Raw genomic sequence first — 2,767 nt, forward strand, 5'->3', positions numbered from 1 at the left:
TGAGCGGATCGATGACGGCCGCCCAGAAGAAGCACGTCCGCGCCGAGGTCGCCTCCGGCCAGGCCGGGATCGTCATCGGCACCCACGCGCTGCTGCAGGACTCGGTGGAGTTCCACAAGCTGGGCATGGTGGTGGTCGACGAGCAGCACCGGTTCGGCGTCGAACAGCGAGACCAGTTGCGCGCCAAGGCCCCTCCCGGCATCACGCCGCACCTGCTGGTGATGACGGCCACGCCGATCCCGCGCACCGTCGCGCTCACCGTCTACGGCGACCTGGAAACCTCGACGCTGCGCGAACTTCCGCGCGGACGCCAGCCGATCACCACCAACGCGATCTTCGTCAAGGACAAGCCCGCGTGGCTCGAGCGCGCGTGGCAGCGCATCGGCGAGGAGGTCGCCGCGGGACGCCAGGCCTACGTGGTGGCGCCGCGCATCGACGAGAACGACGGCACCGAGGAGCAGGACGTCCGGCCGTCGGCGACCACCGAGGGGCTGTTCGCGCGGTTGCGGTCGCATGAGCTGGCCCACCTACGGCTGGGCTTGATGCACGGACGGCTGCCGGCGGACGAGAAGGACGCCGTGATGGCAGCCTTCCGCGCGCGTGAGATCGACGTCCTCGTGTGCACCACCGTCATCGAGGTCGGCGTGGACGTGCCCAACGCCACCGTGATGCTGGTGATGGACGCCGACCGGTTCGGGATCAGCCAGCTGCACCAGTTGCGGGGGCGCATCGGCCGCGGCGGGTACCCCGGTCTGTGCCTGCTGGCCAGCTGGGTGGCTCCGGGATCGCGGGCCGGCCAACGACTCACCGCTGTCGCGGGCACCTTGGACGGATTCGTCCTCGCCGACCTTGACCTCAAAGAACGCCGGGAAGGAGATGTGTTGGGCCGCAACCAGTCCGGTCGCGCGATCAACCTGCGCCTGCTGTCCCTGGCCGAGCACCGCGAGGTCATCGAGGCGGCGCGGGAGTTCTGCGCCCGGGCCTACGAGCAGAACCCCGCGGACGCCGGCCTGGAGTTGCTGGCGGCCACGTTCACCAACAGCGACCGCATCGAATACCTCGACAAGTCATGAACCGGGACAAGTCATGAGCCGGGACAAGTCATGAGCCGGGACAAGTCATGAACCGGGACAAGTCATGAACCGGAAATCGCTGTTGTGGTTGTCGGCGGCCGCGGCGCTCGCGCTGGTCGTCGCCTATCAGACGCTGGGCTCCAAGGCGGCCGAGCGCGCCGAGGTGGCCGCGCGCGCCGACGTGCCCACGGTGGCGCCCGGCACCGACGTGCTCGCCGGCATCGGGGTGCTGCCGCAGCGGCTGCACCGCTACGACTACCGCAGGGGGGCCTTCGGCGCCGCGTGGGACGACGACAACGACGCCCCGCTCGGCCATAACGGGTGCGACACCCGCGACGACATCCTCAACCGCGACCTTGTCGACAAGACGTATGTGTCGATCAAGCGCTGCCCGGACGCGGTGGCCACCGGAACGCTGCACGACCCGTACACCAACAACAGCATCGCCTTCCAGCGCGGCGCTCGCACCGGCGAATCGGTGCAGATCGACCACATTGTCCCGCTGGCCTACGCGTGGGACATGGGGGCCTACGGCTGGCCGCCCGGCGAGCGGTTGCGTTTCGCCAACGACCCGGCGAACCTGCTGGCCGTGGAGGGTCAGGCCAATCAGGACAAGGGGGATTCGCCCCCGGCGCGCTGGATGCCGCCCAACACGGCGTTCGACTGCCAGTACGCCATGCAGTTCATCGCCGTGCTGCGCGGCTACCGGCTGCCCGTCGACGAACCGTCCGCCGGCGTCCTGCGGCGGGCCGCGGCCACGTGCCCGGCGGGTTGACGCGGGCGACAGGTTGGGATCAGGAGCCCGTGCCGTCGAAGGTGTCCGGGTCCGGGCCCAACCGGGTCCCGTCGTCGAGACCGCTGATCGCGTCGACGTGCTCGGAGGCCAGCTCGAAGCCGAAGACGTCGAGATCGGCGGCGATGTGCTCGGCCCGGGTCGAGCGGAAAACCGCGGCGTTACCCAGTTGCAGGTTCCACCGCAGCAGCACCTGTGCCGGCGTCTTGCCGTATTCGCCGGCGATCGAGCTCACCGTCGGGTTGTCCATCAGCCTGCCCAGCGCCAGCGGCGTGTGGGACTGCGTCACCACGCTGTGCTGCGCGTGCACCGTGCGCAGCTCGGCCTGGTGCAGCAGCGGGTGCAGCTCGACCTGGTTGACGGCCGGCGTGACGAAGGTCAGGTCGATGACGGTCGACAGCTGGTCCCCGGTGAAGTTGGAGACGCCGATGGAGCGGGCGTGGCCCTCGCCGCGGCACTGGATCAGACCGCCGAAGGAATCCACGTAGGTGCCCAGCGACGCGGCCGGCCAGTGGATCAGGTAGAGGTCCACGTACTCCAGGCCCAGTCGCTCGAGGCTGGCGGTGCAGGCGTTCATGGACCTGGAGAAACCCTGATCGGCGGTGGCCAGTTTGGTGGTGACGAAGAGCTCCGCTCGCGGAATGCCGGAGGCCGCGATCGCACGCCCGACTCCGGCTTCGTTTCCGTGGGCAGCGGCGGTGTCGATCAGCCGGCAGCCGATCGCCAGCGCCGCCGACACCGCGCGTTCGGCCTCGTCGTCCGACAAATCCGCGACGCCGAGGCCGAGAACCGGCATCGTGTTTTCGTCATTGAGAGCAATCGAGGGTACGGCGGCGCCCGACTCGCCAGTCACGTTGTTCACCTACCTGTGAAATCGAAAGTTCGTGGATCCTGACCAAGC

3 protein-coding genes are annotated in these 2,767 nt (G+C 69.1%); 2 read left to right on the plus strand and 1 reads right to left on the minus strand.

The window, feature by feature from the left end; genetic code table 11:
• The coding region (locus AC2VOK_RS10430) for a helicase-related protein (RefSeq protein ID WP_428900397.1) at nt 1-1,073 on the plus strand (1,073 nt) is incomplete at its 5' end.
• Between the two features lie 64 nt (nt 1,074-1,137).
• Nucleotides 1,138-1,848: an HNH endonuclease family protein gene (locus AC2VOK_RS10435; RefSeq protein WP_428900398.1), complete on the plus strand. Its 711-nt coding sequence runs from the start codon at nt 1,138-1,140 to the stop codon at nt 1,846-1,848.
• 19 nt (nt 1,849-1,867) lie between these two features.
• Here the strand turns inward: AC2VOK_RS10435 and AC2VOK_RS10440 are convergent, their stop codons facing one another.
• Nucleotides 1,868-2,719 carry an aldo/keto reductase gene (locus tag AC2VOK_RS10440; protein ID WP_428900399.1) on the minus strand — a complete coding sequence of 284 codons (852 nt, stop codon included), beginning with the start codon at nt 2,717-2,719 and terminating at the stop codon, nt 1,868-1,870.
• Nucleotides 2,720-2,767: the final 48 nt, after the last annotated feature.

This window comes from Mycobacterium sp. TH-M116, from assembly GCF_057473685.1.